The organism is Streptomyces sp. SBT349 (assembly GCF_001083795.1).
In the GTDB taxonomy this organism is placed as follows: Bacteria; Actinomycetota; Actinomycetes; order Streptomycetales; family Streptomycetaceae; genus Streptomyces.
Genome location: NZ_LAVK01000613.1, coordinates 1 through 1,894 on the forward strand (window position 1 = coordinate 1; position 1,894 = coordinate 1,894).

At 76.8% G+C, this 1,894-nt stretch carries 2 protein-coding genes; both read left to right on the plus strand.

Features of this window, described 5'->3' with window-relative positions:
- The first annotated feature begins 39 nt into the window (after positions 1-39).
- Positions 40-765, plus strand: coding sequence for a class I SAM-dependent methyltransferase (locus tag ADY01_RS35185; RefSeq protein WP_049580915.1), 726 nt, complete (start codon positions 40-42; stop codon positions 763-765).
- Positions 762-1,868, plus strand: coding sequence for a prenyltransferase (locus ADY01_RS35190; protein ID WP_049580916.1), 1,107 nt, complete (start codon positions 762-764; stop codon positions 1,866-1,868). Before ADY01_RS35185 ends, ADY01_RS35190 begins: the two co-directional genes overlap by 4 nt.
- Positions 1,869-1,894: the final 26 nt, after the last annotated feature.

Here is a 1,894-nt window from a genome sequence, read left to right on the forward strand (position 1 = left end):
ATCCCGCCCCCGTACCGATGCATAAGGAGCCGACACCGCGTGCTCACCGTGGATTTCACCCGCTTCCCGCTCGCGCCCGGGGACCGCGTCCTCGACCTGGGGTGCGGCGCGGGCCGGCACGCCTTCGAGTGCTACCGGCGCGGCGCCCACGTCGTCGCGCTCGACCGCGACCACGACGAGGTCCGCCAGACCGCCGACTGGCTCGTGGCGATGGAGGAGGCGGGCGAGGCCCCGCCCACCGCGACGGCCGTCGCCCTCACCGGCGACGCCCTCGCCCTCCCGTTCCCCGACGGCACCTTCGACGCCCTCATCGTCTCGGAGGTCATGGAGCACGTCCCCGACGACAAGGGCCTGCTCGCCGAGGCCGTCCGGGTGCTGCGCCCCGGCGGCCGGATCGCCGTCACCGTGCCGCGCTACGGCCCCGAACGTGTGTGCTGGGCGCTGTCGGACGCCTACCACCAGGTCGAGGGCGGCCACATCCGCATCTACCGCGCCGGCGAACTCCTCGCCCGGCTCCGCGGCGCGGGCCTGCGCCCCTACGGCACCCACCACGCGCACGCGCTGCACGCCCCCTACTGGTGGCTCAAGTGCGCCATGGGCGTGGACAACGAGACGGCCCTGCCCGTCCGCGCCTACCACAAGCTGCTGGTCTGGGACCTCATGAAGCGCCCGCTGGCCACGCGCGCCGCCGAGCACGCCCTCAACCCGCTGCTGGGCAAGAGCTTCGTGGCCTACGCCACCAAGCCCCGCCTGGGGCGCGCGTGACCAGCACCCCGGAGCGCACGGGGGCGCAGGAGCCCTCCGCGGGGCGTGCCGCGCGGCTCGCGCTCCCCGGCGTGCTCACCGGCGCGGAGGCCGCCGCCACCGTGGCCCGCATCGCCGCCGTCCAGCGACCCGACGGCGCCATCCCGTGGTTCCCCGGCCACCACCTCGACCCCTGGGACCACGTCGAGGCGGCCATGGCCCTGGACGCCGCGGGGGAGCACGGACGGGCCGCCGCCGCCTACGACTGGCTGGCCCGCCACCAGAACGCCGACGGCTCCTGGTACGCGGCCTACGCGGAGGGCGACCCGGCCCGCCCCACCGACCTGGCCGCCGAGAGCAACTTCTGCGCCTACCCCGCCGTCGGCGTGCTCCACCACTACCTCGCCACCGGGGACGACGCGTTCAGGCGGCGCATGTGGCCCGCCGTGCGCGCCTCGACCGAGTTCGTGCTGGCGCTGCAACGCGACGGCGGCCAGCTGGGCTGGCGCCGCGACCCCGACGGCACCGCCGTCGCCGACGCCCTGCTCACCGGCTCCTCCTCCTGCTACCACGCGCTGCGCTGCGCGCTGGCCCTCGCCGACCTGGAGGACGCCCCCCAGCCCGACTGGGAGCTCGCGGCGGGGCGCCTGGGCCACGCCGTGCGCCGCCACCCGGAGCGTTTCCTCGACAAGTCCCGCTACTCCATGGACTGGTACTACCCCGTGCTCGCCGGCGCCGTGCCGCGGGCCGAGGCCGGGGCCCGGCTGGCCGCGCGCTGGGAGGAGTTCGTGGTGCCGGGGCTCGGCACGCGCTGCGTGCGGGAGCGGCCCTGGGTCACCGGCGGCGAGAGCGCCGAGCTGGCGCTGGCGCTGTGGACGGCGGGACAGCCGGAGCGCGCCGCGGAGATGCTGCGCTGGACGCGCCATCTCCGCGCGCCGGACGGCCTGTACTGGACGGGCTACGTCTACGCGGACGACGCGGTCTGGCCGGTGGAACGCACCACCTGGACCGCGGCGGCGCTGCTGCTCGCGGTGGCCGCGCTCACCGGGCACGAGCCCACGCGCGCCGTCTTCGGCGGCGCCGTCCTGCCCCCGGGGCTCGAACCCGACTGCTGCGGGCGCTGACCCGTCCGCCCCGCGCGCCGCCGTTC